The organism is Lactimicrobium massiliense, assembly GCF_900343155.1.
GTDB classification, from domain to species: domain Bacteria; phylum Bacillota_I; class Bacilli_A; order Erysipelotrichales; family Erysipelotrichaceae; genus Bulleidia; species Bulleidia massiliensis.
This window is the reverse complement of record NZ_OUNG01000003.1, coordinates 343,218-368,716: the sequence shown is the minus strand read 5'-3', so window position 1 is coordinate 368,716 and position 25,499 is coordinate 343,218. Positions and strand designations below refer to the sequence as shown.

General features: G+C 48.1%; 25 protein-coding genes. 22 read left to right on the top strand and 3 right to left on the bottom strand.

Annotated features, from left to right (window positions below; translation table 11 throughout):
* The first annotated feature begins 10 nt into the window (after positions 1-10).
* Genes DHU66_RS07560 through DHU66_RS07540 form a run of 5 tightly spaced genes read left to right on the top strand, consistent with a single transcriptional unit; the run spans position 11 to position 5,870 of the window.
* A complete protein-coding gene (locus DHU66_RS07560) occupies positions 11-1,948 on the top strand; it encodes an LCP family protein (RefSeq protein ID WP_108775247.1) in 1,938 nt (645 codons plus the stop codon).
* 23 nt (positions 1,949-1,971) lie between these two features.
* Positions 1,972-3,615: an LCP family protein gene (locus DHU66_RS07555; RefSeq protein WP_108775246.1), complete on the top strand. Its 1,644-nt coding sequence runs from the start codon at positions 1,972-1,974 to the stop codon at positions 3,613-3,615.
* A 45-nt stretch (positions 3,616-3,660) separates the two neighbouring features.
* Positions 3,661-4,449: a class B sortase gene (gene srtB / locus DHU66_RS07550; RefSeq protein WP_108775245.1), complete on the top strand. Its 789-nt coding sequence runs from the start codon at positions 3,661-3,663 to the stop codon at positions 4,447-4,449.
* 52 nt (positions 4,450-4,501) lie between these two features.
* Positions 4,502-5,167, top strand: coding sequence for an acyltransferase (locus tag DHU66_RS07545; RefSeq protein WP_108775244.1), 666 nt, complete (start codon positions 4,502-4,504; stop codon positions 5,165-5,167).
* The gene (locus DHU66_RS07540; protein ID WP_108775243.1) at positions 5,136-5,870 is read left to right on the top strand and encodes an L-threonylcarbamoyladenylate synthase; all 735 of its coding nucleotides are present in this window, start codon (positions 5,136-5,138) and stop codon (positions 5,868-5,870) included. Before DHU66_RS07545 ends, DHU66_RS07540 begins: the two co-directional genes overlap by 32 nt.
* A 168-nt stretch (positions 5,871-6,038) precedes the next feature.
* Here the strand turns inward: DHU66_RS07540 and DHU66_RS07535 are convergent, their stop codons facing one another.
* Positions 6,039-7,334, bottom strand: a complete 1,296-nt coding sequence (locus DHU66_RS07535) for an RNA-guided endonuclease InsQ/TnpB family protein (protein WP_167836319.1) — start codon at positions 7,332-7,334, stop codon at positions 6,039-6,041.
* Between the two features lie 77 nt (positions 7,335-7,411).
* Between DHU66_RS07535 and tnpA the strand changes: the two genes are divergently transcribed.
* The 4 genes from tnpA (at position 7,412) to DHU66_RS07515 (ending at position 10,758) form a co-directional block, all read left to right on the top strand.
* On the top strand, positions 7,412-7,894 hold the full coding sequence (gene tnpA / locus DHU66_RS07530; protein ID WP_108775241.1) for an IS200/IS605 family transposase: 483 nt from the start codon (positions 7,412-7,414) through the stop codon (positions 7,892-7,894).
* A 121-nt stretch (positions 7,895-8,015) separates the two neighbouring features.
* The gene (locus tag DHU66_RS07525; RefSeq protein WP_167836318.1) at positions 8,016-8,441 is read left to right on the top strand and encodes a MarR family winged helix-turn-helix transcriptional regulator; all 426 of its coding nucleotides are present in this window, start codon (positions 8,016-8,018) and stop codon (positions 8,439-8,441) included.
* Positions 8,438-9,091, top strand: a complete 654-nt coding sequence (locus tag DHU66_RS07520) for a YczE/YyaS/YitT family protein (RefSeq protein WP_108775239.1) — start codon at positions 8,438-8,440, stop codon at positions 9,089-9,091. Before DHU66_RS07525 ends, DHU66_RS07520 begins: the two co-directional genes overlap by 4 nt.
* Positions 9,092-9,159: 68 nt before the next feature.
* On the top strand, positions 9,160-10,758 hold the full coding sequence (locus tag DHU66_RS07515; RefSeq protein WP_108775238.1) for an LTA synthase family protein: 1,599 nt from the start codon (positions 9,160-9,162) through the stop codon (positions 10,756-10,758).
* A 13-nt stretch (positions 10,759-10,771) separates the two neighbouring features.
* Here the strand turns inward: DHU66_RS07515 and DHU66_RS07510 are convergent, their stop codons facing one another.
* The gene (locus tag DHU66_RS07510; protein WP_135358329.1) at positions 10,772-11,893 is read right to left on the bottom strand and encodes a glycosyltransferase; all 1,122 of its coding nucleotides are present in this window, start codon (positions 11,891-11,893) and stop codon (positions 10,772-10,774) included.
* A gap of 59 nt (positions 11,894-11,952) precedes the next feature.
* Here DHU66_RS07510 and DHU66_RS07505 point away from each other — a divergent pair, with 59 nt between their 5' ends.
* The 13 genes from DHU66_RS07505 (at position 11,953) to DHU66_RS07445 (ending at position 24,953) form a co-directional block, all read left to right on the top strand.
* Entirely contained in the window at positions 11,953-13,347 is a 1,395-nt protein-coding gene (locus tag DHU66_RS07505; protein WP_108775236.1) for a WG repeat-containing protein, read from the top strand.
* A complete protein-coding gene (locus tag DHU66_RS07500; RefSeq protein WP_108775235.1) occupies positions 13,337-14,089 on the top strand; it encodes an alpha/beta hydrolase in 753 nt (250 codons plus the stop codon). The genes DHU66_RS07505 and DHU66_RS07500 overlap by 11 nt, the downstream gene beginning before the upstream one ends.
* Before the next feature lie 81 nt (positions 14,090-14,170).
* Positions 14,171-14,791, top strand: coding sequence for a uracil phosphoribosyltransferase (gene upp, locus DHU66_RS07495; RefSeq protein ID WP_108775234.1), 621 nt, complete (start codon positions 14,171-14,173; stop codon positions 14,789-14,791).
* Positions 14,791-14,988: a DUF1146 domain-containing protein gene (locus tag DHU66_RS07490; RefSeq protein WP_108775233.1), complete on the top strand. Its 198-nt coding sequence runs from the start codon at positions 14,791-14,793 to the stop codon at positions 14,986-14,988. The genes upp and DHU66_RS07490 overlap by 1 nt, the downstream gene beginning before the upstream one ends.
* A 51-nt stretch (positions 14,989-15,039) precedes the next feature.
* A complete protein-coding gene (locus DHU66_RS07485) occupies positions 15,040-15,600 on the top strand; it encodes a hypothetical protein (RefSeq protein ID WP_108775232.1) in 561 nt (186 codons plus the stop codon).
* Positions 15,567-16,796, top strand: a complete 1,230-nt coding sequence (gene tilS / locus DHU66_RS07480; protein WP_108775231.1) for a tRNA lysidine(34) synthetase TilS — start codon at positions 15,567-15,569, stop codon at positions 16,794-16,796. Before DHU66_RS07485 ends, tilS begins: the two co-directional genes overlap by 34 nt.
* Positions 16,797-16,945: 149 nt before the next feature.
* Positions 16,946-17,503: a hypoxanthine phosphoribosyltransferase gene (hpt, locus tag DHU66_RS07475; RefSeq protein WP_108775230.1), complete on the top strand. Its 558-nt coding sequence runs from the start codon at positions 16,946-16,948 to the stop codon at positions 17,501-17,503.
* A gap of 2 nt (positions 17,504-17,505) precedes the next feature.
* Positions 17,506-19,386, top strand: a complete 1,881-nt coding sequence (gene ftsH / locus DHU66_RS07470; RefSeq protein ID WP_108775229.1) for an ATP-dependent zinc metalloprotease FtsH — start codon at positions 17,506-17,508, stop codon at positions 19,384-19,386.
* A 255-nt stretch (positions 19,387-19,641) separates the two neighbouring features.
* The gene (locus DHU66_RS07465; RefSeq protein WP_135358328.1) at positions 19,642-20,016 is read left to right on the top strand and encodes a hypothetical protein; all 375 of its coding nucleotides are present in this window, start codon (positions 19,642-19,644) and stop codon (positions 20,014-20,016) included.
* Positions 20,017-20,021: 5 nt separating this feature from the next.
* The gene (locus DHU66_RS07460; RefSeq protein WP_167836317.1) at positions 20,022-21,752 is read left to right on the top strand and encodes a glycoside hydrolase family 2 protein; all 1,731 of its coding nucleotides are present in this window, start codon (positions 20,022-20,024) and stop codon (positions 21,750-21,752) included.
* Complete coding sequence (hslO, locus tag DHU66_RS07455) at positions 21,749-22,648, top strand: Hsp33 family molecular chaperone HslO (protein ID WP_245309445.1); 900 nt, start codon at positions 21,749-21,751, stop codon at positions 22,646-22,648. The genes DHU66_RS07460 and hslO overlap by 4 nt, the downstream gene beginning before the upstream one ends.
* Positions 22,621-23,604: a tRNA dihydrouridine synthase DusB gene (gene dusB / locus DHU66_RS07450; protein ID WP_108775226.1), complete on the top strand. Its 984-nt coding sequence runs from the start codon at positions 22,621-22,623 to the stop codon at positions 23,602-23,604. Before hslO ends, dusB begins: the two co-directional genes overlap by 28 nt.
* Positions 23,601-24,953: a sodium-dependent transporter gene (locus DHU66_RS07445; RefSeq protein ID WP_108775225.1), complete on the top strand. Its 1,353-nt coding sequence runs from the start codon at positions 23,601-23,603 to the stop codon at positions 24,951-24,953. The genes dusB and DHU66_RS07445 overlap by 4 nt, the downstream gene beginning before the upstream one ends.
* A 3-nt stretch (positions 24,954-24,956) precedes the next feature.
* Here the strand turns inward: DHU66_RS07445 and DHU66_RS07440 are convergent, their stop codons facing one another.
* Positions 24,957-25,484 carry a restriction endonuclease gene (locus DHU66_RS07440; protein WP_167836316.1) on the bottom strand — a complete coding sequence of 176 codons (528 nt, stop codon included), beginning with the start codon at positions 25,482-25,484 and terminating at the stop codon, positions 24,957-24,959.
* Between the last annotated feature and the right edge of the window lie 15 nt (positions 25,485-25,499).

Here is a 25,499-nt window from a genome sequence, read left to right as displayed (position 1 = left end):
GGAGGGAAGCATGAGAAATAACGACAGCTCCATGGAGAATACGGAAAAGATTGATGTGTCTGAAATCACACCAAAGAGCCGCAAGACAAAGAAGAAAAAGTATCTCAATCCCATCCTGTTCTGGTTTATTGCCTACATTGCAGCGATTATTTTTGTGTCGATCTTCTATAACATGCCGATGTTCCCTCGCAAATGGACATGGTATGCTCTCGCTGTATTAACCGTTGTTCTTGTTGCTTTGTATCTGTTGACAAAGTGGAAGAAGTCACCGCGTATTCTGATGCGGGTAATCAATCTGGCCTTGGCATGTGCACTGGCTATTTTGTCATGCCTTATGCCCGTATATAAGGCCAAGGTGTCAAATGTAATCAGCTCTGGTGATGAAACAAGCGAGAATTATATTCTGATGAATCTGTATGTGATGTCAGATTCGTATAAAGAAGCACATACAGATCTATTTACAGATACGAACAGTTTTTCCAAGAAGAGTGATGAACTTGACGATCTGAAGCAGTATTCTGATTCTACATTTATCACAACGATGTCAATTGACCAAACGAATCAGCGAAATGCTTTAAATGAGGTCAAAAACTTGTTGGGAAAACAGGATCTCAACGTGACTGACAAAGATTCCATGACTGATGCGGTTTCTGCTTTGTATAACAATGAAGCACAGGTGCTGATCCTGAATCAGGATTATGTCAGTATGATTACAGATACTGAACAATATGCCTCCTTTGCAAGTGATACAAGAGTTTTGTATACGATTAAATTAACCAATGATGTCAGTATATCTTCATCTGATTCCGAGTTGACTACCCAGCCGTTCTCCATCTTCTTTGGAGGCAATGACCAGGAAGGTGAACTGTCTTTGACAGGAAGAACCGATGTGGATATGGTGGTGACCGTAAATCCGACAAGCCATCAGATTCTGATTTCTTCCTTCCCGCGTGATTCCCTGGTACCGAATCCTGCATTGAATAACAGTCCGGACAAGCTGACCCATCTTGGTTTACAGGGATTACAGAATACGATGACCGAGCTGTCTTCATTGCTTGGGACACCAATCAATAACTATGTATTAATTAACTTCACAACGTTCCGTGTCATTATTGACGCATTGGGCGGTGTGGATGTCGATAATCCATATGCATTTGGTTTCTTTGAAGATTCATCAATCTGGTTTGAACAGGGAAATATTCACTTGGATGGTGATAATGCTCTTTACTATGTGCGTGAGCGTTATACGCTGCCGGATGGAGATTTTGGCAGAACGATGCACCAGCAGATTGTGATGAAGGCAATTATTGCCAAGCTGACAAGCTCAGCCGTCATTACGAAGTTTGATTCTCTGCTGACGGCGTTGAAAGGCACGTTCCTCACCAATATTTCGGATTCCGCTATATACTCCCTTTGTCAAATGCAGTTGGATCAGAATATCAGCTGGAATGTCGTGAATTATCATATTCTGGGAACGACTGGTACTTCAGTCTGCGCATCTTCTGGATCGACACCTCTTTCAGTTGTAATGCCGTATTCTAATCAGATCTCTTTTGTGAGCAGTGAGATCGATAAGGTGGAAGCTGGTGAAACAATTACTCAGCAGGATCTGCCGGATGGTTATGGCACGCTTGTGGAACCTGTCGGCAGCTCCAGCTCTGAGAACTATGAAAATGAGTATTCTCAGCAGAATGAAACTACAAACCAGAATCAGTATCAGGAGCAGCAGGGATCGCAGCAGCCTAACAATTATTCTGGTAATAATCAGTCATCTTCAAGTCAGAATTCATCTGGCTCGGAAAGTGCTCCTACGTCTGATACAACGCCTGTGCAGCCAGAGACACCAACACAGCCGGATAACAGCGGTTCGCAGGATGGAGGCCAGAGTCAGGATAATAATTCCAGTGACAGTTCAGGGACAGACAGTACGAGCAGCGATGCTGGCTGATAGAAAAGTGATTAGGAGAATGAATGTCTAAACGCAAAAAGAAAAAACGGGTTCTGAGTGCCAGATTTGTGTGGCTGTTTGTATTGATTACAGCTGCAGCCTTTGCATTCATTGTCTTTGGACTTGCGTTCCTGCCGGATGATTGGAAACTGATGGCACTGATCGTGATTGCGGCAATCGTGTTTATCACAGGACTGCTTTCTTTTGCCTTCCAAAAGAGCCGGTTCATCAAGATAGTCGATGCGATTTTAATTATTGCGTTGACAGCGGCGGATGTATTTGTGCCTCACTATGAATCGTTGGTGAGCAATCTGTTCGACAATGTTACGGGCAATAAGACAACAGTCCGTCTGTACGTGATGAATGAATCGTATCGTGCTGAACACCCGGAATATTTCTCGAATAGCTCTATTTCAACCAGTCTCAGCGATTATGGTAATGCCTCCTTTGCAACATGTCTGTCTTCGGATAAGACAAATCAGAGCTATGCATTACAGCAGGTGGAAAGCCAGCTTGGCACTGTAAATACAGTTGATTGTTCCAGTGTTACGCAGGAAGCAGAATACCTGTATACAGCACAGGCTGATGTCATGGTTTTATCAGATTCGTACGTATCGATGATTACGGATCAGGATGCCTATACCAATTTCAAGAATGAAACAACGGTGATTGGCTCTTATACGATTGCGTCTACTTCCAGCAGTTCTACAGATTCTGATGCTTTGACTTCTCAGCCATTTGCGATCTTCATTGGCGGCAATGATGAGGAAGGTCAGCTGTATACAGAAGGACGCACCGATGTAAATATGATTGTTACGGTCAATCCTTCCACACATCAGATTGCGATTGTGTCGTTCCCTCGCGATTCTTATATCCCTAACCCTGCTTATGGTACCAATGCCTATGACAAGTTGACTCATCTTGGTGTCAGCGGCATTCAGAATACAATGGATGGGCTGAATTCTTACCTGGGTCTTGGCGATACAATCAGTCATTATGTATTAGTAAACTTTACAACATTCCGAACGATCATTGATGCGATTGGCGGTGTTGATGTTGATAATCCATATGCATTTGGCTTCTTTGATGATTCATCAATCTGGTTTGAAGAAGGCAATATTCATCTGGATGGTGATAATGCTCTTTACTATGTGCGTGAACGTCATACGTTACCGGATGGTGACTTCGGCAGAACGATGCACCAGCAGCTGGTTATGAAGGCCATTATTGAGAAACTGACAAGTGCTTCGGTTGTTGTACATCTGGAAAGTCTTTTGAAATCGCTTGATGGGCAGTTTCTGACAGATCTTTCTGGTGATTCCATCTATGCCTTTGCCAAGATGCAGCTGAGTGAGAATATCAGCTGGGATATTGTGAATTACCATGTGCTTGGTGAGACAGGAACCAGTCCATGTGCATCGGCTGGCGGCGAGTATCTGTCAGTTGTGTATCCATATGACAATCAGGTGGAGTTTGTGGCACAGGTAATTCAGAATGTGATCAATGGCTCTGCGGTGGAACAGCAGGATCTGCCGGATGGTTCGTATGACAGTTCCGATTCTGATTCTTCCGGTGCAGATGGTTACTATGGCTCTGACAGCAATTCTTCCTATGATTTCAATTATAATTATGCTGGTATGGAACAGAATGACTGGACAGGACAGTGAGGCAGACCGTAACGGGTCTGTCTTTTCATGTGGTAGAATGACATCATGGCAAAGAAGAAAAAGAAGTTGACGAAATCCGGACGGATTATTCTGGATGTTGTGCTGGTGGTATCACTTTGTGTGGCCGCATTTTCTGGCTGGAAAATTTATTCTGAGCTGCATCAGTACAAAGCCAATGATCAGAAGTATGAAGATCTGCGTCAGGCTGTAACAGTTTCTACGCCGACACCTTCTGCGTCTGCTTCTGCTGATACATCTTTGGTGAATGACAATATCGACTGGAGTGCATTGCAGGCAATGAACTCTGACGTAGCAGGCTGGATCCGTCAGCCGGATACGCCGATTGACTATCCGGTTGTATATGGATCAGACAACAGCTATTACCTGCGTCATACCCTTGATGGTGAATACAGTATCTTTGGCACGATCTTTGTGGACTATCAGAACAACCGTGGCTTTGTCGATAAGAATACTGTAATCTATGGCCATCATTTTTCGCACTATGATGATACGATGCTGACGACATTGGATTATTACAATGATCAGTCGTACTATGATGCCCATCCGTATCTGGAGTTTCTGACACCGGATCAGGATTATCTGCTGTATCCGATTGCGGGTGTTGTCAAACAGGGAACGGATGCCTATATCCGGACATCGTTTGCGGATGACAATGACTATGCGGCATATGTGCAGAATTTCCTGGATAACAGTACATTCAAGTCCAATGAGACATTTTCTCCTTCTGATCAGACGGTACTGATCAGCTCGTGCTCTGATCTTGTGCAGGATGGCAGGTATGCGCTGCTTTGCAAGCTGGTAAAGGCTGATTGACATCACCTGGACTGCGGTATATAAACTCATAGTTGTGGGGAGGATAACCATCATGTATACAATTCAGGAAATGTATGATCTGGATCATACGATCGCAAAGGAATATCTGCAGCAGTTCACCTATCCATGGGAAGCGCTGGCTGGCATCAAGGAATTGATTCTCAAGCTTGGACCGATGCTGGATAAGGATGAATATACAGAAGTCAGTCCCAATGTCTGGGTGGCAAAGAGTGCTAAAGTGTTTGACAGTGCGTATCTGGGAGCACCATGCATCATTGGCCCGCGTACAGAAGTGCGCCACTGTGCCTTCATCCGTGGCTCTGCTCTGGTTGGGGCAGACTGTGTGGTTGGCAACAGTGTAGAGCTGAAGAATGTGATCCTGTTTGATCATGTGCAGACACCGCATTACAACTATGTCGGTGATTCGATTCTGGGCTACTATGCACATATGGGTGCTGGTTCGATCACCAGCAATGTGCGCTCGGACAAGAAGCTTGTGGTGGTGCATGATGGCAAAAACCAGATCGAAACCGGTCTGAAGAAGTTTGGGGCCATGGTTGGCAACCATGTGGAAGTCGGCTGCAATGCTGTGTTGAATCCGGGCACGGTCATCGGCCCCAACAGCAATGTTTACCCTACATCGTGTGTGCGCGGTGTAGTGCCGGCCAATTCGATCTATAAGAATAATGGCACGATTGCGACAAAAGAAGACAGATGAAGAAAAAGGCAATGAAAGGCATCATGATTGTGCTGGTGGTATTGCTTACAGCAAGCATGATCATGACGATGTTGATGTGATGAGAAGATATTCTGGTGATGAAATTGATGAAATGGCAGCAGTGCTAAAAGCGGATGGTGTTTTGTCGGTGCCGACGGACACGGTATATGGAGTCTGTGCGCGTATGTTATCTCAAAAGGCACAGGACAACCTGCGCCATGTGAAAAACAGGCCGTTGACCAAGGCTTTTCCCATCATGTGTGCCGATCTTGCCCAGGTGGAAACCATCTGTGAAGTGGATGAGACAAGCAGAAAGATCATCCAGGCATTCATGCCAGGCCCATTGACCATCATATTGAAAAAGAAGGCTGAAGTGCCATCTTTTGTCAATGGCGGCCTGGATACACTGGCCATTCGTCTTGCCACATCTAAGAAATTGCATGATCTGATTCAGGCTGTGGGAGAGCCGCTGTATATGACCAGTGCCAATCAGTCTGGTCAGCCGGTATGCACAAGCCTGGATGAGATTGAAAAGCAGTGTCCTTTACTGGATGGCATGATGGAAGGGGCCGTTTCTTTTGGCCAGGCAAGTACGATCGTGGATGGCACAAAGGCAGATCTTCCGATCCTGCGGCAGGGGCCGCTGACCAAAGAAAAGATTCTCAATGTGGTCAACTACCCGCGGCTGAAGCCGCAGGCTTGAAGGAACACGACTGCACATAGATTGTGCAGTCATGCACTCCAACTTACCCTGATACAGCTGACTCGCTTATCTGCCGCAGCAGGTAAGTGGAGGTCTGCCAGTGAGAGGGCGGTTATCATAGTGAGTTGCCAAACTATGAGGGCAGAAACGTACTGCCCATACCGCTGATCAGCGGATATCTATCGCAATGCCGGATTCCTGCAGTAAGGCAAGACCAGCATTTTTGATATTGATGGCAGCGTTATAATCACGTACATGGTGTGTGCCGCATATTGGGCACGCCCATTCTTCCTGCCCCAGTACGATTCTGTTGTCGTCTGACATGACATAGCCGCATGACGAGCAGGTCTGTGTCGTGTTTCTGGGATTGACTAGCAGACATATCTTTCCGCGTTTGGAAGCTGTGTTTTGCAGCTCAGTCAGAAAAGTTCTCCATCCACTGTCTGAGATTGCCTTTGCCAATTTGTGGCTCTTTTTCAAATTTCGAACTTTGAGATCCTCGGCAAACAAATAGTCGTGGCTTTTGACTTCTTTGTCTGCTGTACATCTGATAAAGTCCAATCTCTGATTTGCCACATGACGATGGCATTTGGCCAGTTTGAGACGTGCTTCCTGATAATTTCTGCACGTACGATAGTCTCGGCCATCTCGTCTGGCAGCTTCGTACTTTCGCGAAAGGGCGCGCTGCGCTTTGCGCAACTTCTTTTCTGCCCGTTTCAGATAACGCGGTGATTCGATCACACAGCCATCACTGTCCATCAGAAAGTTGGAAAGGTTCAGATCCATGCCTGCCGCTCTGCCAGTGCTGGCATAAGCAGTATGAAATGGTTCGTCTGATGCCAGAGCAAGCGAAATATAGCAGTCTCCGCACGCATCCATCCTGATGGCAACAGTGCCAATGCGTGTTTCTGCAACACGATTCAGCAGCGCATCAATCAGCTTGCGGGAACCTTTCATGCGGATCGTGCCAAGCATCGGCAGCACAAGATGATTCCTGTCTGTAAAGCGTACGCTTCCTTCGTACAGGCCGACAACGTGTGGAATGGTATTCAACTTCTTTCCGGCATAGTGATTGCTGGTCTGATAGCAATACGTGTTGTCAAACTTGTGGAATGTCGGAATACTGGTCCCTTTCACTTTTCTGAACTGACTCCACGCCCGCTTATAGTTCATAATGGCATGAAGTACCATGTCTGAATCGCAGTCCCACAAGAAAGGAATTGCGTTCTTGATAGATTTTGCATCACCATATGCAGATGCCAGATATGCAAGCCTTTCTGTGTCTGTTGGAGACAGTGATGCACTTTTTCTCAGACGGAACATCTCATTGTGCACAGCCACCAGACGATTGTATACAAAGCGTGAGGCGCCGCCGTTCATGCGAATCATTGCCTTTTGTCGATCAGACGGATATACACGCATCTGCAGTCCAATATGGAACATGTAATCAGACATCTTCTTCATGTTATAATTATAACACATATATATTGCTTATTATATATGGTATACATATGATATATAAAACAAAAAAGAGGATACATATGAAGAGACATATAGATCGAATCGAAGATGCCATTTATGAACGTGGATATGTGTATAATCTGCACTTTCATATTATCTGGTGTACGAAGTACCGTAATCCATGGTTTACAACGCCTGAGCTTGTGAATGAGATGAAAGATATTCTGCAAAGTCTTGCAAAGCAGGCAGATGTAGACATTCAGGAAATGGAAGTGATGCCAGAATATATCCATTTGCTGTGCAGTTTCAAGCCAAAGTACAGCATTACTGATGTGGTAAAAAACCTGAAAGGAGCATCTGCCAGACTGTTTCTGAAAGCACATCCAGAAATTAGAAAAGCGATGTTCTGGGGTGATAAGCTATGGGCGCCAAGCTATTATGTTGGCAGTGTTGGCAACATGAGCAAAGAAACAGTAAAACGGTATATCCAAAATCAGTATGACGGCAAAGGTGGAGATCACTCACCCGCAAGAGAAAAGAAAAGCAATTCCTCCCAGCAATGAATTGCCGGGATTCCTTGCTTTATTCTTCATTGAAATGAGCGGGAAACCGCTTTTTTTCTGGCTTGACAGGGGAATCCATCCGTTTACAATTAGTTTGCATTCAAACTATATGGAGGCAGACATGATTGATTCGTTTCATTTTGTGTTAATGCAATTGCAGAACGGGCATCATCAGGCACTGCAGAAAGAGGTCAGGCGGCTTGGCCTTTCAGCTGGTCAGCCCAAGATTCTGGAATGCCTTTCTTTCTGCGGGCCTGCATCACCGCGGCAGATTGGTGCTGTGTGCATGATTGATAAGGCGACTGCCACAATTCTGCTGGATAAGATGGTAAAGGATGGCCTTGTTGAGCGCTTTGCCAATCCGGATGATGGCCGTTCTGTATTGATCAAGATGACAGAAAAAGGAAAAAAGATGGCTGGAAAGGTCGATGCGGCTTTTGCCCAGGTAGATGAGGAGGTGCTGTCCTGTCTGAGCTTTCATGAACGTGTGCAGCTGATGAAGCTGTTAGAAAAACTGGCAGCACAGTACAGGGAGGCAGACAGATGAAACAGACGAATGTGATGAAAAGATGGCTTTGGTTTGTGTGCGGCCTGTGCATTAATTCCTTTGGCATTGTGTGTATTACCAAAGGTGCTCTTGGCACTTCGGTGATTTCCAGTGTGCCATATGTACTGTCTCTGCGGTTTCCTTCCATGTCTTTTGGCATGATGACGTTCATCATCAATATGCTCTTCATTCTGGTTGAGATGATCCTGCTGAAAAAGGATTTCCATCCGATTCAGTTTCTGCAGATTGCAGCGAACTTTCTGTTCAGTGCCTTTCTGGATCTCTTTATGGCAGTACTGTCGTTCCTTTCACCTGCCAGTCTGGTATTGCAGATCCTGCTTGTCATTGCCGGCAGTATGATTCTGGCGTTTGGCATCTGTGTGGAAGTGGCACCGGATGTCATCACGGTACCGGGTGAAGGGATTGTCAAAGCCATTGCAATTGCGTCAAAGAAGGAGTTTGGCAGTGTGAAAATCTGTTTTGATCTTTCCATGATTGCTATTGCCTCTGTGCTTTCTCTGGTGTTCTTTCATGGTTTGCATGGCGTTGGCATCGGCACCGTGATCACTGCCTTTCTGACTGGTCCATGTGTATCCTGGATCAAAGGACATATATCTCTGATTCAAAAGATTCAGAAGCTTTCTGACTGATCTGGTCATTTGTCGTTTTGCAATTCTATGTGAACACAGGTATCATTTCGCATTGTAAAGGATTTGCAATGAAAAAGAAAAAAGAAAAGCAGATTGATACCGGAAAAGATGCGAAGAAAATGCCGCGCAAGTGGAAGGTGATTCATGTGATCTGCCTGCTGCTGGTTTCTTTTGCGGCTATTGCAGCATTGTTGTCTTCCTGGGTGCTGCGGACATGGCAGAATCTGACCATGGATGAGCTGATGTACCAGCTGTCTGCACCAACCGAGGGCACGGGCGGCGGCATCATCGAAAGTGCGATCATTCAGGCTGGTATTCCCTCTGCTGCCATCATTATTTTTTTCTGGCAGCTTTTCCGCCATACAAGACGAAAGGGTTTCTATAAGAAACTGCTGATCATCTGCCTGGTATCCTCGGTGGCAGTGCTGTCCATTACGGATGTGTATGTCTGGAACATCCTTGCCATTGGTGATTATCTGAACTATCAGACGCATCCTTCTACATTCATTGAAGACAATTACGTTGATCCGGATTCGGTTTCGATTACGTTCCCACAGAAGAAGCGCAATCTTGTCTTCATCTATCTGGAATCGATGGAAGTGACATATTCGGATCTGGCTGATGGGGGCGGATTTGAGGATGATGTGATTCCGGAGCTGACACAGATTGCCGAGAGCAATGAAGATTTCTCTGGATCCCAGTCGATTCTGAATGGTGCCTATGCCCTGCCGTATACGACCTTTACGATGGGGGCGATGTTTGGCATGACATCCGGTCTTCCTTTGAAGAACAATCTGGAAAACAATGACATGATCACCCAGTCCAAGTTCTTTGCCAATACGACATGTCTTGGCGATATTCTGGAGAATGAGGGCTACCACAATGTGTTCATGCTTGGCTCCAATGCGTCCTTTGGCGGCCGACGGCTGTACTTTGAAGAACATGGCAATTATGACATCATCGACTACAACTATGCATTGAATATGGGCATGATTCCCAAGGGCTACAAGGTCTGGTGGGGCTTTGAAGACAGCAAGCTGTTCTCTTTTGCCCAGGATGAACTTACTGCATTATCGCAGGTGGATGAGCCGTTTGCCCTGACCCTGCTGACCGTAGATACGCATTTTGAAAATGGCTACGCAGAGCCTGGCATTCCGACACCGTTTGGCGACAACCAGTATGCCAATGTCATGGCTTATTCCTCGTATCAGGTATCTCAGTTTCTTGCCTGGATGCAGGAGCAGCCATGGTATGACAATACAACCGTGATTATCTGCGGTGATCATCCGACGATGGATTCTGACTTCTGTGATGATGTGGCATCGTCTTATCAGCGGCGTGCCTATGTGGCCTATATCAACAGTGCTGTATCAACCGATAATACCGAATACCGTACGTACAGTACGCTGGATGCGTTTCCAACGACGCTGGCTGCCCTTGGTGCCGCCATTGAGGGAGACAGGCTTGGTTTAGGCACCAACCTGTTCAGTGATACCCCAACCCTGCTGGAGGAATATGGACTCAAGGATGTGACCGAACAGATTGAGATGAAGAGTACCTTCATGGAGAAGCTGGCTGATATTGACTTCTCGAGTGAATCGTTGAAGGAACGGCAGTCATGGTCACGAACGGAGGACCATGGTACAACCGTTTACGATACGAACTAAGACAGCCCCAGGATTATTCCTGCGGCTGTTTTGCTTTATTGTTGATCATGTCAATATACGTGAAGTCATGAATCTGGGTCAGATCACCATGGTGCAGTGTCATCTCTCTGTATTTCTGGGCGGATTCATAGTAGAGATCATCGCTCATGAGTTTTCTGTATGTTTCGTATAATGCGGCCATTTCGAGGTCTTCTTCATACAGATATACTCCGAAATGTCCTCTTGCGGCTGCCATGGCATTGTAGTTGCGCATACAGGTGTGATCTGCGATTAACATCTGTGGAATGCCATTGACCATTGCCTGGTTATAGAAATAGGTATTGCCATCATGAATGACCGCAGAGCAGCCGTTGATCAGGCTGCTGTCCGGTTCCCTGATGTAGTGCAGGTTCTTGTATGCGTGGGCGGGGATGCCTTTGATCCAGATGTAAACATAGTAAGGTGCACCGGCAAAGGCTTCTTCAATGATCTTTGCGATTGTCTTTGGCCGGCTGTGCAGACTGCCAAGGTAGATGCATACCCGGTTTGTTCTGGTCTTGCGGTGTTCCTCAATGTTCATGGAGCCGATTCTTGTGATATTGGCATCAGATGGAAACGGAGCACTCTGCAGGCAGCCAAAGGCAAGCCGGCGCACACTGTGGGCATATAGAGTCTTGAGATCCAGTTCCTGTTCTGTCTGCAATTGTGTCAATGCCTGGTTGATGCCATGCATGCAGCGGCTGGGAAACCACGCATTGCGGTACATGGCAGGATGGACAACAGTCCAGCAGGGAATCGTATCGAGTTTGGCGGCAATATTGGCAGACGGGCGGTTGATGGCAATGATCAGATCGGGGTGGAAGTCAGCGATGGCATCCTGAATGTCCTGGGTATCGGAAAGCACGGCATTTTTTGTCAGCAGGCCCTGGGAGTACATCCATTCTTCATAGGAACGGTTGTCGGCACCCCAGTTGAACAGGGGATGGGATGGCAGATGGCTGGGGTAGACACGCACCTGCCGGAAGGTGTTGTCTGGATCACAGCAGATGGCGCATTCCATGCCGGCAGCAGTGAAAACATCGGACATACTGCGGGACAGGAAGTACGCTGCGTCTGCTTTGGGATGTACAATGAAGGGAACAATCAGTATTTTCATCGAAAATAATGATACCATTTTTATAAAGGGGACGCGCTGATGATGCGTGCTGTGTGCCTATGAAGAACAGAAATAAGGATGAACGGGATACGGAAGAGATCCCGGTGATCAAAGAAGAACCAAAGAAAAAGCATGGATATGGACCGGCCATTGCAGTGCTGGTGATTGTCGTGGCCATTGCTGGTGTCAGCGGGTACATCTTTAAAAAGAAGAATGATGCATCACCTGCACCAACAGTATCTGCTGTATCCACTGCCAGTGCTTCACCCACTGCTTCTGCCAATCCGTATTGGATTGTGGAACCGGGCATGGCGATGGATGATCTGATGATCCTGACCACTTCCACCTATTCTGATTCCAGTGATACAAGCACCTGGGAGAAAACCGGCATGCCGGTGAACTGGGATGATGGTATGAAAGATGCCTATGCAACACCATTTGTGGGCATTTCCAGGTATGGCGCACTGGCCGTACAGGACTTTGATGGCAATGAGGCATTTCAGGCCAATGTGACATTTGATCAGGACAAGATCAGCTATGATGCTGTGGATCACTGCTTTATCTACAGTGATGGCGATGCGGTGTATCGGATTTCCCGTGATTTCTCCACATTGTCAGAATTTACACCATCCTCTTCCAAGGCATTGAAGGACATTGGCTTTGTAATGCTCGATGACAAACTTGTCTATGTGGAACACGGCAAGGATGGCAAAACGGCCTCGATTGTTTCTGACAAAACGTATGATGCCTCAGGCCATCGTGCGATTATGCCAGTGGTGGATTCTTCTTTTGCAATGACAGGATATAAGGTTCTGGATGAAAGCGGAAATGCATTGGCGGATGGGCCTTCCGGCATGGTGGTGAAAGATACGTTTGTCAATGGGTATTATGCTGTGGAGGAAAAGAGTCAGGACGGTTCTTCACTTTTGACAGACAAGGATGGACTGATGGCCATTGTCAAGGCAGATACCGGTGAAGCCATTACCTCGTACATTTATCAGGATGTGCTGTACTTTGAGAATGGCTACTGCCCTGTCAAACGGGATGACAAGTGGGGCTTTATTGATGAAACAGGCAAGGAAGTCATTCCGTGTGAGTTTGATGATGTTTCTTATGTAGTCAATGGCCATGCCTATGTGTGCCATGACGGCCAGTGGGGTATTTTGAATCTGGATGCTGTGAAAGTCAATGCTTTTGTCAGTCTGGAGGACCTTTTCCCCACAAAGGTGCAGGAAACGGTGAGCGGTACGGTAACAGTGCTGGCGGATAATCTGAATGTGCGCGAAAAGCCGTCATCTGCAGCCAATGCCGTGGATCTTGTATATAAGGATGAAAGTTATCCTTTTGATGCCATGATGGAAAACGGCGGCTATACATGGTACCGGATTGGTGAGAATGAGTGGATTGCGGACAAAGATGGTGAATATCTGCAGGTGGAAAAGAATGAAGGATAATAAACAGAAAAGAAAGCATTCACTGCTGAAGATCATCCTTGCCATTGTGCTGGTGATCATGGCTGTTGCGGGTGTGTCTTTTGGCATCTATGTCAGTGACTATTATCACGCGGATGAAACGGCCCTGTCCCTGCTGGAAAATCCTGGTGATGTGTCAATTCTGCAGGATGATCAGGGTAACTATACCGTCCTGCCGCAGAAGGCAGGTGATACCGGGATCATCTTTTATCCTGGCGGCAAAGTAGATGAGCGTGCCTATCTGCCACTATTAAAGAAGTATGCAGAAAACGGCATTACCTGCATTCTGGTCAAGATGCCGTTCCATCTTGCCGTGTTCAATATGAACGGGGCAGATGGCATCCAGAAACAGTATCCCAAGATTACAAAGTGGTATCTGGCCGGACATTCGTTGGGCGGTGCAATGGCAGCAGCTTATATTGCCAGGCATGTGTCAGAATATCAGGGGCTGATCTTACTGGGGGCCTACAGTACAAAGGATTTATCGGATACGGATCTGACGGTGGTATGGATTGATGGGGATCAGGATGGTGTGATCAATCAGAAGCAGGTGCTTAAGAATCAGGATCACTATCCTGAAAATACGTATGTATTTACGATTACCGGGGGCAATCATGCCCAGTTTGGCAGCTATGGCGTGCAGAAGGGGGATGGACAGGCATCCATTTCTGCAAAGGAACAGTGGCAGGAAACGGTGGATGATACGCTGGCAGTGATTTCGTGATTGCATGGTTTATTAAATTGTGCGTTGAAATGCGCATCATTCTCAAATATCATTGTTCTGGAAAAAACAGGAGGCAAGAATATGCTGGAAGTATTGAATCATCCGCTGATTACACATAAGCTGACCCAGATGCGCAAAAAGGAAACCGGTACAAAGGATTTCCGTGAGAATCTGGATGAGATTGCCGAGCTGATGGCCTATGAGGTGTGTCGTGATCTGCCGACAAGGCCGGTGAGCATTGAGACGCCGATTGGACCGACAACAGGCTTTGAACTGAGCCGTGAGGTTGTGATTGTGCCGATTCTGCGTGCAGGCATCGGCCTGCTGGATGGCATCCGCAGACTGGTGCCGACAGCCAAGGTTGGCTTTATTGGCATGTACCGCGATGAGGAAACACTGAAACCGCATGAGTATTTTGCCAAGTTCCCTTCCAATCTGGATGAGGCCATTGTGATGGTTGTGGATCCGATGCTGGCAACCGGCGGCAGTGCCGTGGATGCCATCAATGCGATCAAGAAGCGCGGTGCCAAGACAATCAAGCTTGTCAGTCTGGTTGGTGTACCCGAAGGCGTGCAGGCTGTCCAGCACGCCCATCCGGATGTGGACATTTACTTGGCTGCCCTGGATGACCATCTCAATGAGAAGGGCTACATCGTACCGGGTCTTGGTGATGCCGGTGACAGAATCTTCGGCACCAAGTAATGACACAGTTTCTGCTGCGCACGGCAGTATATCTGGTCTGCTTTGTTATGGCATGGTATGCCATGTCCGGTGTCAACTTTGAGAAGTTTCTCAAACCAGGGCATGTCGGGCAGGCATGGATGCTGTATTTGTTCTGTGTGTGCGCACTGGCATACCTGGCAGGAAGTTTTCTGCTTGCATTTGTTTATCTAAAATAAAGGAATTATCCCTTTCCAAGGCCATAAAGAGGCAGAAAGGGATTTTTTTCTATGAGTGAGAACAACGAAAACATGCAGAACTATATGTATTACCGCAGCCGTGTGTATCAGGATCTGATGCCGGGGCATGTGGAGATGGCGATGATATCAGAGCGCAACCACCTGCAGCGCTGCCAGTTGTCTTCCAGTGAGAACCTTGGCATCCAGGTGAAGCAGGGTGATATCTGCTATACCGACTTTGGCCAGGGATATCTCTATGAGTGTGCCTTCCAGCATTTCGGCCTGGTGCTTTCCATCTATGGCTCAAAGGCACTGCTGGTGCCCATGACCAGCAACACGCTGCAGTACCGCAATGCCTATGATCCCAATGACAATCCAAGCGGCCGGAAACACCTGATGCGGATCGGCCTGATACCGGGGATGCGGAAACACTCTGTCTTGTTTTTGAATGACCTGAAGTATGTCAATACTGCCAGAGTCATTGACATCATGGGACGCATTGATCCGGGCAGTGATCTGTTTATTGAGATCCAGACAAGAATTCTGCGGCTGATCATGAGTGATGGTAGAATAACGACATGCTTGAAGCGTATCAGGGAAAACGATATGTAATCGGCGTGTCAGGGGGCAGTGATTCCATGGCACTGTTAGCCATGTGTGTACAGGAACACATTTCTGTACTGGCTGCTTTTGTCAATTACCATCAGAGAAAACAGGCAGATGCAGAGCAGGCATATGTGACCTCCTGGTGCCATGCACATCATGTCCCATTGGCTATTCTGGATGATCCTTTTACATGGAGCGGCAACTTTGAAGCGGCTGCCAGAACCTGGCGCTATGACTTTTTTGAAAAGCTTGTCAAAGAGAATAAGTACGATGGCATCCTGGTGGCCCATCATCAGGATGATCTGATTGAAACATGGATGATGCAGAAGGAACGGGGTATTGTGCCAAAGTATTATGGCTTGAATGCTGTATCTTACTGGCATGATATTCCGGTATACCGGCCGCTTCTTTCCTATCGTAAACAGGAGCTGGAAGCGTACTGCACAAAGAATCAGATTGTCTATTTTGTGGATGAAACAAATCTGCATGGGGAAAACCGCCGCAGCCAGCTCAGACAGGAAGGCAATCTTTCAAAGCAGGAAAGAGAAGAGATTCTCAAAGAGATTGAGACTGCCAACGCGGATCTTGCTTTGATCAGAGAGGAAGCGGCATCCTGCCTTGAGGCAGGCGGCATTGATCTGCAGGTATATCTTGCAAAGCGTGAAGAAGTCCGGCTGAGTGCCCTGCGGCAGTATCTGGATCCGGATAATCATTTTTCCTGTACAAACAAACAGATGAAGGAAATTGATGATCTGTGCCATCATGATGATTTCTGCCTGGATTTTCATGGCAGCCTGATCGGCAGAGAAAACCAGCATGTGTTTCAGGTGCCTGCGATTGGAATGTATCAAGACGTGTATGAATCGATTTGCGAGGGCAGTTTTGATCGGTATGTGATTTCCTCTTCTGGCAGCACAGTCGAAGCTGTGAGTGTGAAGGAAGACGATTTTCCTTTGCTGATTCGCAGTGTACTACCGGGTGATGCAATTCAGATGCGGTTTGGACATAAGTCTGTGCACAGATTCTTTGTGGACCGGCATATTCCCAGAGCACTGCGTTCTGGCTGGCCGGTTGTGGTCAATGCCAGAGGAGATCTGATCCTGGTGCCGGGACTTGGCTGTGATATCCATCATTACAGCACGTCTCCTTCTATGTATGTGCATGCCCGGAGTCTTGGTGAGCTTGCAGAGAAACATCATTGAAAAAGACAGCAGGGGGCGAAACCCTGTGATTTGTCTTGTCTGAGGAAAGAAAATCTGCAGATTGGTCTTAAGGTGTCGGGCAACATAGGCAAACGATTGCTGAAAGGCTTCCATGCTGTGGTATCATATCTGACATGGAGGCATTTTCTATGTGGGAAAACAATGATATTGGAAAAGTGCTTGTCAGTGAGGAACAGATTGAAAAGCGGGCCGCTGAGCTTGGTAAGCAGATTACCGAGGATTATAAGGCAGTTGGCCGTGCTCCCCTGCTGGTAGCGCTGTTACGTGGATCTGTGCCGTTTCTGGCTGAGCTGATCCGCCATATTGACCTTGATATTCAGTATGACTTCATGGATGTATCATCTTATGAAGGAACGGAATCCATCGGTGATATCAAGATCATCAAGGATCTGGATACTTCCATCAAGGGTGTGGACATTCTGCTGGTAGAGGACATCGTCGATACAGGCAGAACGATTGATACCGTTGTGAAAATGCTGAAACATAAAGGGGCTGCCAGCGTGAAGGTCGCAACACTGCTGGACAAGCCTTCCCGCCGCATCAACGATATGAAAGCTGACTATGTTGGCTTTGAGGTGGCAGATGAGTTTGTGGTCGGCTTTGGCATGGACTACAACCAGAAGTACCGCTGTCTGCCGTATATCGGGGTGCTGAAGGATGAATGCTATGCAGGTAAGGAGCAGTAAGAATGCAACAGAAAAATGATGCAAACAAGTGGCTGCGGTTTCTGCCGTATGTCATTCTGATCGCCGCGGTCATTTCATTGTTCTCGATGAACCCCGGCAGTTCCTCACAGGAGCTGGATTACAATACCCTGCAGGATGTGCTGGTAAACCAGGATGTGACCCAGGCATCTCTGTCTGTAGGCTCTAATGTGACAACGATCAAGGGTGTTTATGAGAACAATGGCCAGAAGGTGACTTTCAGTTCCAAAGTGCCGAGCACTTCGGATGAGATTGCCAAGGTCATGACAGATCTCAGCGGTGCCAGGGTTTCGGTTGTGGATGCGGATGCGTCCAATGCTTTCCTGGATACGCTGCTGTCCTTCCTGCCGGTTGTGCTGATGTTTGGCGTGACCATCTGGATGGTCAACCGCATGGCCGGAGCAGGATCTGCCAACAAGCAGGCCTTTGATTTTTCCAAGTCCCGTGCCCGTCTGGAAGGCAAAGTTAAAGTGCGCTTCTCAGATGTGGCTGGCTGTGACGAAGAAAAAGCAGAGATGGCCGAGATTATCGACTATCTGAAATATCCAAAGAAGTTTGAGCGGATGGGTGCCAGAATTCCAAAGGGCATCCTGCTCTCCGGCCATCCTGGTACTGGTAAGACACTGCTTGCCAAGGCCGTTGCCGGTGAGGCAAATGTACCGTTCTATTCCATCTCTGGTTCTGACTTTGTCGAGATGTTTGTTGGTGTTGGTGCCAGCCGTGTGCGTGATATGTTTAAGAAGGCCAAGGAAACGGCACCGTGCATTATCTTCATCGATGAGATTGATGCCGTTGGCAGACAGCGCGGCGCTGGTTTTGGCGGCGGCCACGATGAGCGTGAACAGACACTGAACCAGCTGCTGGTTGAGATGGATGGTATGGAAGACAATACCGGTGTTGTGGTCATCGCTGCCACAAACCGTCCGGATGTACTGGACCCGGCATTGTTGAGAGCCGGCCGTTTCGACCGTCAGATTACGGTCTCTCTGCCGGACCGCAAGGGCAGAACTGCCATTCTCAAGGTTCATGCCAGAAACAAGCACTTTGCCAATGACATCGATCTGGATGCACTGGCCAAGCGTACACCGGGTTTCTCGGGTGCTGATCTGGAGAACGTGCTGAATGAATCTGCGATTCTGGCTGTGCGTGAAAATCTCAATGAAATCGGCATGAAGCAGATTGATGAGGCCATTGACCGTGTCATGATGGGACCTGCCAAGGTATCCCGCACCTATGATGAGAAAACCAAGAAGCTGGTTGCCTATCATGAATCCGGCCATGCCATTGTTGGTCTGTACCTAGACGATGCGCAGGTCGTTCAGAAAGTCACCATCATTCCGCGTGGTCAGGCAGGCGGGTACAACCTGATGACACCAAAGGAAGAAAAGATGATGAATACAAAGAATGATCTTCTGGCAACGATCACGTCCTATATGGGCGGCCGTGTTGCCGAAGAGCTGTTCTTCGATGATGTCACCACCGGTGCTTCCAACGATATCGAGCGGGCAACCAACATTGCCAAGGATATGGTCACACTGTATGGTATGAGTGATCTTGGCCCGATCAAGTACAATTCCGGTTCTGAGAATGTGTTCCTGGGCCGTGATTACAACTCTCCGAACAATGTGTCCGGCCAGGTGGCATTTGAGATTGATGAGGAAGTACGCAAGATCGTCAATGAATGCCATGACAAGGCCAAAGAAGTCATCTCTGATCACAAGGAAGAGCTGATCCGCATTGCCAATGCCCTGATGGAGTATGAGACGCTGACTGCTGAGCAGATCCAGAAGGTTGTCAAGGGTGAGCCGATTGAGGATACACCTGCAGACAAACCTGCTGATCAGCCGGCTGAAACAGCAGCGTAATTGATGTAATGCATGAATCCGAAGGATGATCCTGTCCTTCGGATTTTTTCTGGTCGGCCGCAGTTGTGCTGCCGCAGGGAGGCTGTCACCGCATGTCTGTGTGACAGGAGGGATAAGCTTATATGAGAAAAAAGCAATTGAATGCATAACAGCAATGTCAGAATACTGATGCAAAAACGGACAGAAAGAGGGAATCTTTCCGCATTATGTGCTGGTCCTTCTGTCCTTTTGTCATGATTTGCTATAATGGGTGGCATGGATAATCAAACAAAAAAAGCGAAGATTTTCAGTGTTCTGTTAGGCATCGGCACTGGCATGGGCATGGCTGTGGTGGTGCTTTTTGGCATGATCCGTTCTGAGTATGCATTCTGGACAATGCTGTTCTTTCTGACGGTTGTCATCGGGATGATGCTGCCGGGGGTGCTGGATGCGATTGATAAAAAAGGGATGATTCCGTGGCTTGCTGAGATCGTGATGTGCGCGGTTTCATTTGCGATCTGTGTTGGTTACAGCTTTGCCGTGACACGCTCTGTTGCCGCAAGCAATATGCAGACAAAGATTGTGCTGTATGCTTTGATCGTGCATGGCTGTGCTGCCCTGCGCATTCTGCTTGTGAACAAAAGGAAGTGATGGGGATGACGGTATTGAGTAAATGGGGAGAAGCACTGGATGTGAATCATCCGCTGCCGGAATATCCTCGCCCGCAGTTTCGCCGCAAACAGTGGCTGAATCTCAATGGCATGTGGGAATATCAGATTGTGAAAGGAAATCAGGATACCGTTCCGGATGGCTGGAAGCCGATCTGTGTGCCGTTTGCTTTAGGCAGTGCCCTGAGTCAGGCAAATGAGAATCTTTCTCCTGGTGAAACACTGTGGTACCGGCGTTATTTTGCCTGGAAACCGGATGAAGGCAGAGTGATGCTCAACTTTGAAGCCGTGGACCAGACATGCATTGTCTATGTCAATGGTGTCGAAGCAGGCCGCCACTTTGGCGGCTATGCGCCATTTTCCATCGATATCACCCACCTGATCAAATATCAGAATACATTAATGGTCAGGGTCAAGGACGCATCGGACCAGGGTGTCTGTGCCTTTGGCAAGCAGCGCATCAATCCCAGGGGCATCTGGTATACACCGACGGCTGGCATCTGGGGAACGGTCTGGCTGGAACAGCTGCCTGTGCATGCCGTTGAAGATCTCAAGATCACACCGGACTTTGACCATCATCAGGTATTCCTGGAACTGGCCGGTCCATTTCATCAGGCCCGCATTATTGTCAGCGCCCGGGATGGCTCCTTTCATCATGAAGGACTGACAGAAGACGGCCATTACGTTGTGCCGATGGATGACTTCCATGCATGGTCTGTGAATGATCCATTTTTGTATGATGTGGAGATCCTGACCGAGGATGATGACGTGCAGAGCTATTTTGGCATGCGCTCCTTTACAAGCTGCCACGATGGCTCCGGCCATATACGCTTTGCTTTGAATCATCAGCCATTGTTTTTGAGCGGCCTGCTGGATCAGGGCTATTCCTGTGATGGCATGTATACGTATCCAAGTGAAGAGGCAATGAGGTGCGAACTGTCTGCAGTGAAGGCAATGGGCTTCAATATGCTGCGGAAACATGTCAAGCAGGAAAACAGACGCTGGTATTATCTTTGTGATACGATGGGCATCCTGGTCATGCAGGATATGCCTAATGGCGGAAATACATTCTCGTTCTGGACACACCAGGCGCTGCCGATGATTGGCATCCGCACAATGAACGATGGCAATTACCGCCGCTTTGGCAGAGAAAGTGAAGACAGCCGGCAGATGTACATGCATGAACTGGATGAAATGCTGGATACACTCTATAACTGTGTTTCCATCTTTGCCTGGGTGCCGTTCAATGAAGGCTGGGGCCAGTTTGACAGCTCGCAGGTCACAGACCATATTGCTGACTATGATACAACCAGACTGATTGACAGTGCTTCGGGCTGGCATGATCAGGGATGCGGTGACTTTAACAGCCGCCATGTGTACTTTCATGCCTTCCATGTACCCCGTCTGGACCAGAGGATTCTGCTGTTATCTGAGTTTGGCGGCTATGCGTATCTGGAATATGGACACAGCAATGCCGACAAGCTGTTTGGCTACAGGAAGTTCCGTGATAAGCGGGATCTGGATCTTGCCGTCAATGCACTGTATGAACATGACATTCTTGCCAACATTGATCATGGACTTGCGGGATGTATCTATACCCAGCTGAGTGATGTGGAGACCGAATGCAATGGTCTTCTGACAGCTGACCGCAGGGTGGTCAAGATTGACATGAAGAAAATGAAGAAGATGAATGAAAGAATGCAGAGGAAATTAATATGATGCAGGATGAAATTGTTATTGCAGAGGCCCTGGATGGGCAGGTGCGCATTCATGCGGCCAGAACAACCGCGATGTGTGAGGAAGCACGCGTCACGCACCATTGCATGCCGACAAGTGCGGCTGCCCTGGGGCGTGTGTTGACTGTCACTGGGCTGATGGCCAGTGATCTGAAGGATCCTGAGGCAAAGATCACCAGTGTGTTCAATGGCCATGGTCCGGCTGGTACGGTATTGGCACAGGGTGACGGTGCCGGCCATGTGCGCGGCTTTATCAGTGATCCAAATCTGTACATGGTCAGAAAAGACGGCCACCTGGATGTCGGCAAGGCCGTTGGTACCAATGGCACATTGACTGTCATCAAGGATCTTGGCCTGAAAGAGCCGTTTTCCGGTGTGGTGAATCTGCAGACTGGTGAGATTGGCGATGACTATGCGTACTATTTTGCTTTAAGTGAACAGGTCAGAAGTGTTGTGGCAGTCGGCGTGCTTGTTTCTCCGGATAATACAGTGAAGGCAGGCGGCGGGATGATCTATCAGCTGATGCCGGAAGCCACGGAGGATGCGATTGAATATTGTGAACATGCCGCGAAAACGATGAAGCCGATGACGGAGATGGCAGACAGTGACATGAGCGTGGAACAGATGATTCTCTCTGTGTTCCCGGATGCGAAGATCCTGGAACATCTGCCGATTCAGTATTACTGCGGCTGCTCGCGGGATCATTACCGTGAGGCTCTTGCCACTTTGCCAGTGAAGGATCTCAAGGAACTTGTGGCAGAGAACAAGCCGGCGGAGATTGTATGTCAGTACTGTGGGAAAAAATATGAATATTCACCAGAGGAGCTGCAGAAGATTGTGGATGAGAAAGTATGTGGAACATCGGCAGTGTTAGAATAAGCAATCCGTTTGTGGCAGCACCGCTGGCTGGTATTTCCAATCCGGTCTATCGGCAGCTGAGTCATGACTTTGGGGCAGGTCTTGTTGTATCGGAGATGATCTCAGACAAGGCACTGCACTACCACAATGCAAAGACCTTTGACATGTGCCGCACATCTTCTCATGAACATCCGGTATCACTGCAGCTGTTTGGCTCGGATCCGGATACGATGGGGGAGGCTGCCAGATATCTCAGTGATCATACGGACTGCGACATCATCGACATCAATATGGGCTGTCCGGTGCATAAGGTGCTCAAGTCGCATGCCGGATCCTGGCTGATGCAGGATGAGGATCTTGCGGCTGCGATTGTCAAAGCTGTGAAAAACAATACAGATCGACCTGTCACAGCTAAGATCCGGGCAGGCTATGATGCCAGCCACATCAACTGTGCTTCTTTTGCCAGACGGCTGGAAGAAGCGGGCTTAGATGCGGTGGCGGTGCATGGGCGCACCCGCAGCCAGATGTACCAGGGCAACGTAAACCTGGAATGGATCCGCATGGTGAAAGAAGCAGTATCTATTCCGGTCATTGGCAATGGCGATATCAAGAGTGTGTCAGATGCGGACAGGATGCGCAGAGAAACGGGCTGTGATGCGGTCATGATCGGCCGAGGTCTGCTTGGCAGGCCGTATTTCCTGCAGGAGCTGCTTGCGCATGAAGAAGGACGGCCATATACAGAGCCATCCTATCAGGAGCGGCTGTCTCTTTGCCGGACATATGCAGAAAATCTGTGTGATCTGGAAGGGGAGCATGATGGCATGCATATGATGCGGGGCATGGCGCCATGGTTTTTAACCGGCATGCCCTATGCGGCATCGTTTAAGGCAAAGATGTCTTCGTTGGAAAACCTGCATGATCTTGAAGTGATATTATCTGACTATCGCAAGAAACTGGAAGAGGGGGAAGAATTGTGAAGAGAGATCAGTTTCAGTCCCGCCTTGGATTTCTGCTTGTTTCGGCAGGCTGTGCCATTGGCATCGGCAATGTCTGGAAATTTCCGTTTGTAACAGGACAGAACGGCGGCGGGATCTTTGTGCTGTTCTACCTGCTGTTTCTGATCATCATGGGCATTCCGGTATTGACTATGGAGCTGGCCATCGGCCGTGCTTCCCGCCAGTCAGCCGTCAAAGGCTACAAGACACTGGAAAAGCCAGGATCAAAGTTTCATATCCATGGCTGGTTCTGTGCCATCGGCTGCTATCTTCTGATGATGTATTACACGACTGTCTCAGGATGGATGCTTGGCTACTTCTTCAAGTTTCTGACCGGTACTTTTACTTCCGGCATGAGCAAGGATGCGGTATCGGGTGTTTTCAGTGCCATGCTTGCCAATTCTGCAGAGATGGCGCTGTGGATGGCAATTACAGTCATTGCGGGTTTCCTGATTGTGGCGCAGGGTCTGCAGAATGGCCTGGAAAGAATTTCCCGGTTGATGATGGTATCACTGCTCTGTCTGATTGTTGTCCTTGCCATTCATTCTCTGACATTAAAAGGCGGCATGGCCGGATTGCAGTTCTACCTTCTGCCATCACTGACAAGGGCTGAGGAAGCAGGCCTTGGCAATGTGATCAATGCGGCCATGAACCAGTCATTCTTTACACTGTCTCTTGGCATTGGTGCCATGGAAATCTTTGGCTCCTACATGAGCAAAGACCGCACCCTGGCATCTGAAGCAGGCTGGATCTGTGTGCTGGATACCTTTGTGGCCATTGTCTCAGGCCTGATCATCTTCCCGGCATGTTCTGCCTTTGGCGTACAGGCAGATGCCGGTCCATCCCTGATCTTCATCACTTTGCCAAATGTCTTTGTCAACATGGCATTTGGCAGACTCTGGGGTGCCCTGTTCTTCCTGTTCATGTCCTTTGCGTCATTCTCAACGGTCATTGCCGTCTTTGAAAACCTCAATGCGACATTGACTGACAACTTCGGCATTACCCGCAAAAAGGCATCTTTCATCAACCTGATTGTTGTCCTGCTGGCATCACTGCCATGTGTGCTTGGCTTCAATGTGTGGTCAAACTTCACCATCGCCGGCAAAGGAGTGCTGGATATCGAAGACTTCCTGGTCTCCAACCTGTTTCTGCCGCTTGGTTCACTGGTGATGGTGCTGTTCTGCTCATATCGGTTTGGATGGGGCTTTGACAACTACCAGAAGGAAGCCAATACCGGCAAAGGTGTCAGGATTCCTTCTTTCCTGAAGTATTATTTCCGCTTTGGATTACCAATCCTTGTGCTGGTGATTCTGATCAAAGGGCTGATGTAAGCATCAGTCTTTTTTTGATTCTGGAATATGAAACAGATCACTTCTGTCTACTAACTGAACATCATTAACTTCAGCGAGCTTTCTGGCACTGTATGTGAAATACTGGTTGGTGATGACGATGGCTTTATCGGCGTTGTAGTATGCCTTGGCTGCCATGGCCTGCTGGATGGCATAGACACCGATATTGCGGTCATAGCGTTTGGCCTGTACAACGATTTTGTGCAGGCCTTTCCGCATGATCAGATCCGCACCGTAGTCTTTTGTCTTCTGGGTGGTGCGGATGGCAAAGTAGCCGTGGTGGTGAAACCATGCCCGGCAGTATCTTTCAAACTTCTCACCGCTCATATGATCGACATATCCCGGCCGTATCTGCAGATTTCTTGTCAGAAACAGCAGGATGGCAATGATGAGTGCCACAATTGCCAGGGATAAGGAAATCGGCATGGGTGAGGCAATGGCGGTCAGAAGCAGGATGAAAATGCAGGCAGATGCGCAGATTCTGATCAGTGTGAAGGAAAAGGTATGCTTCATGGGAATCATTATACC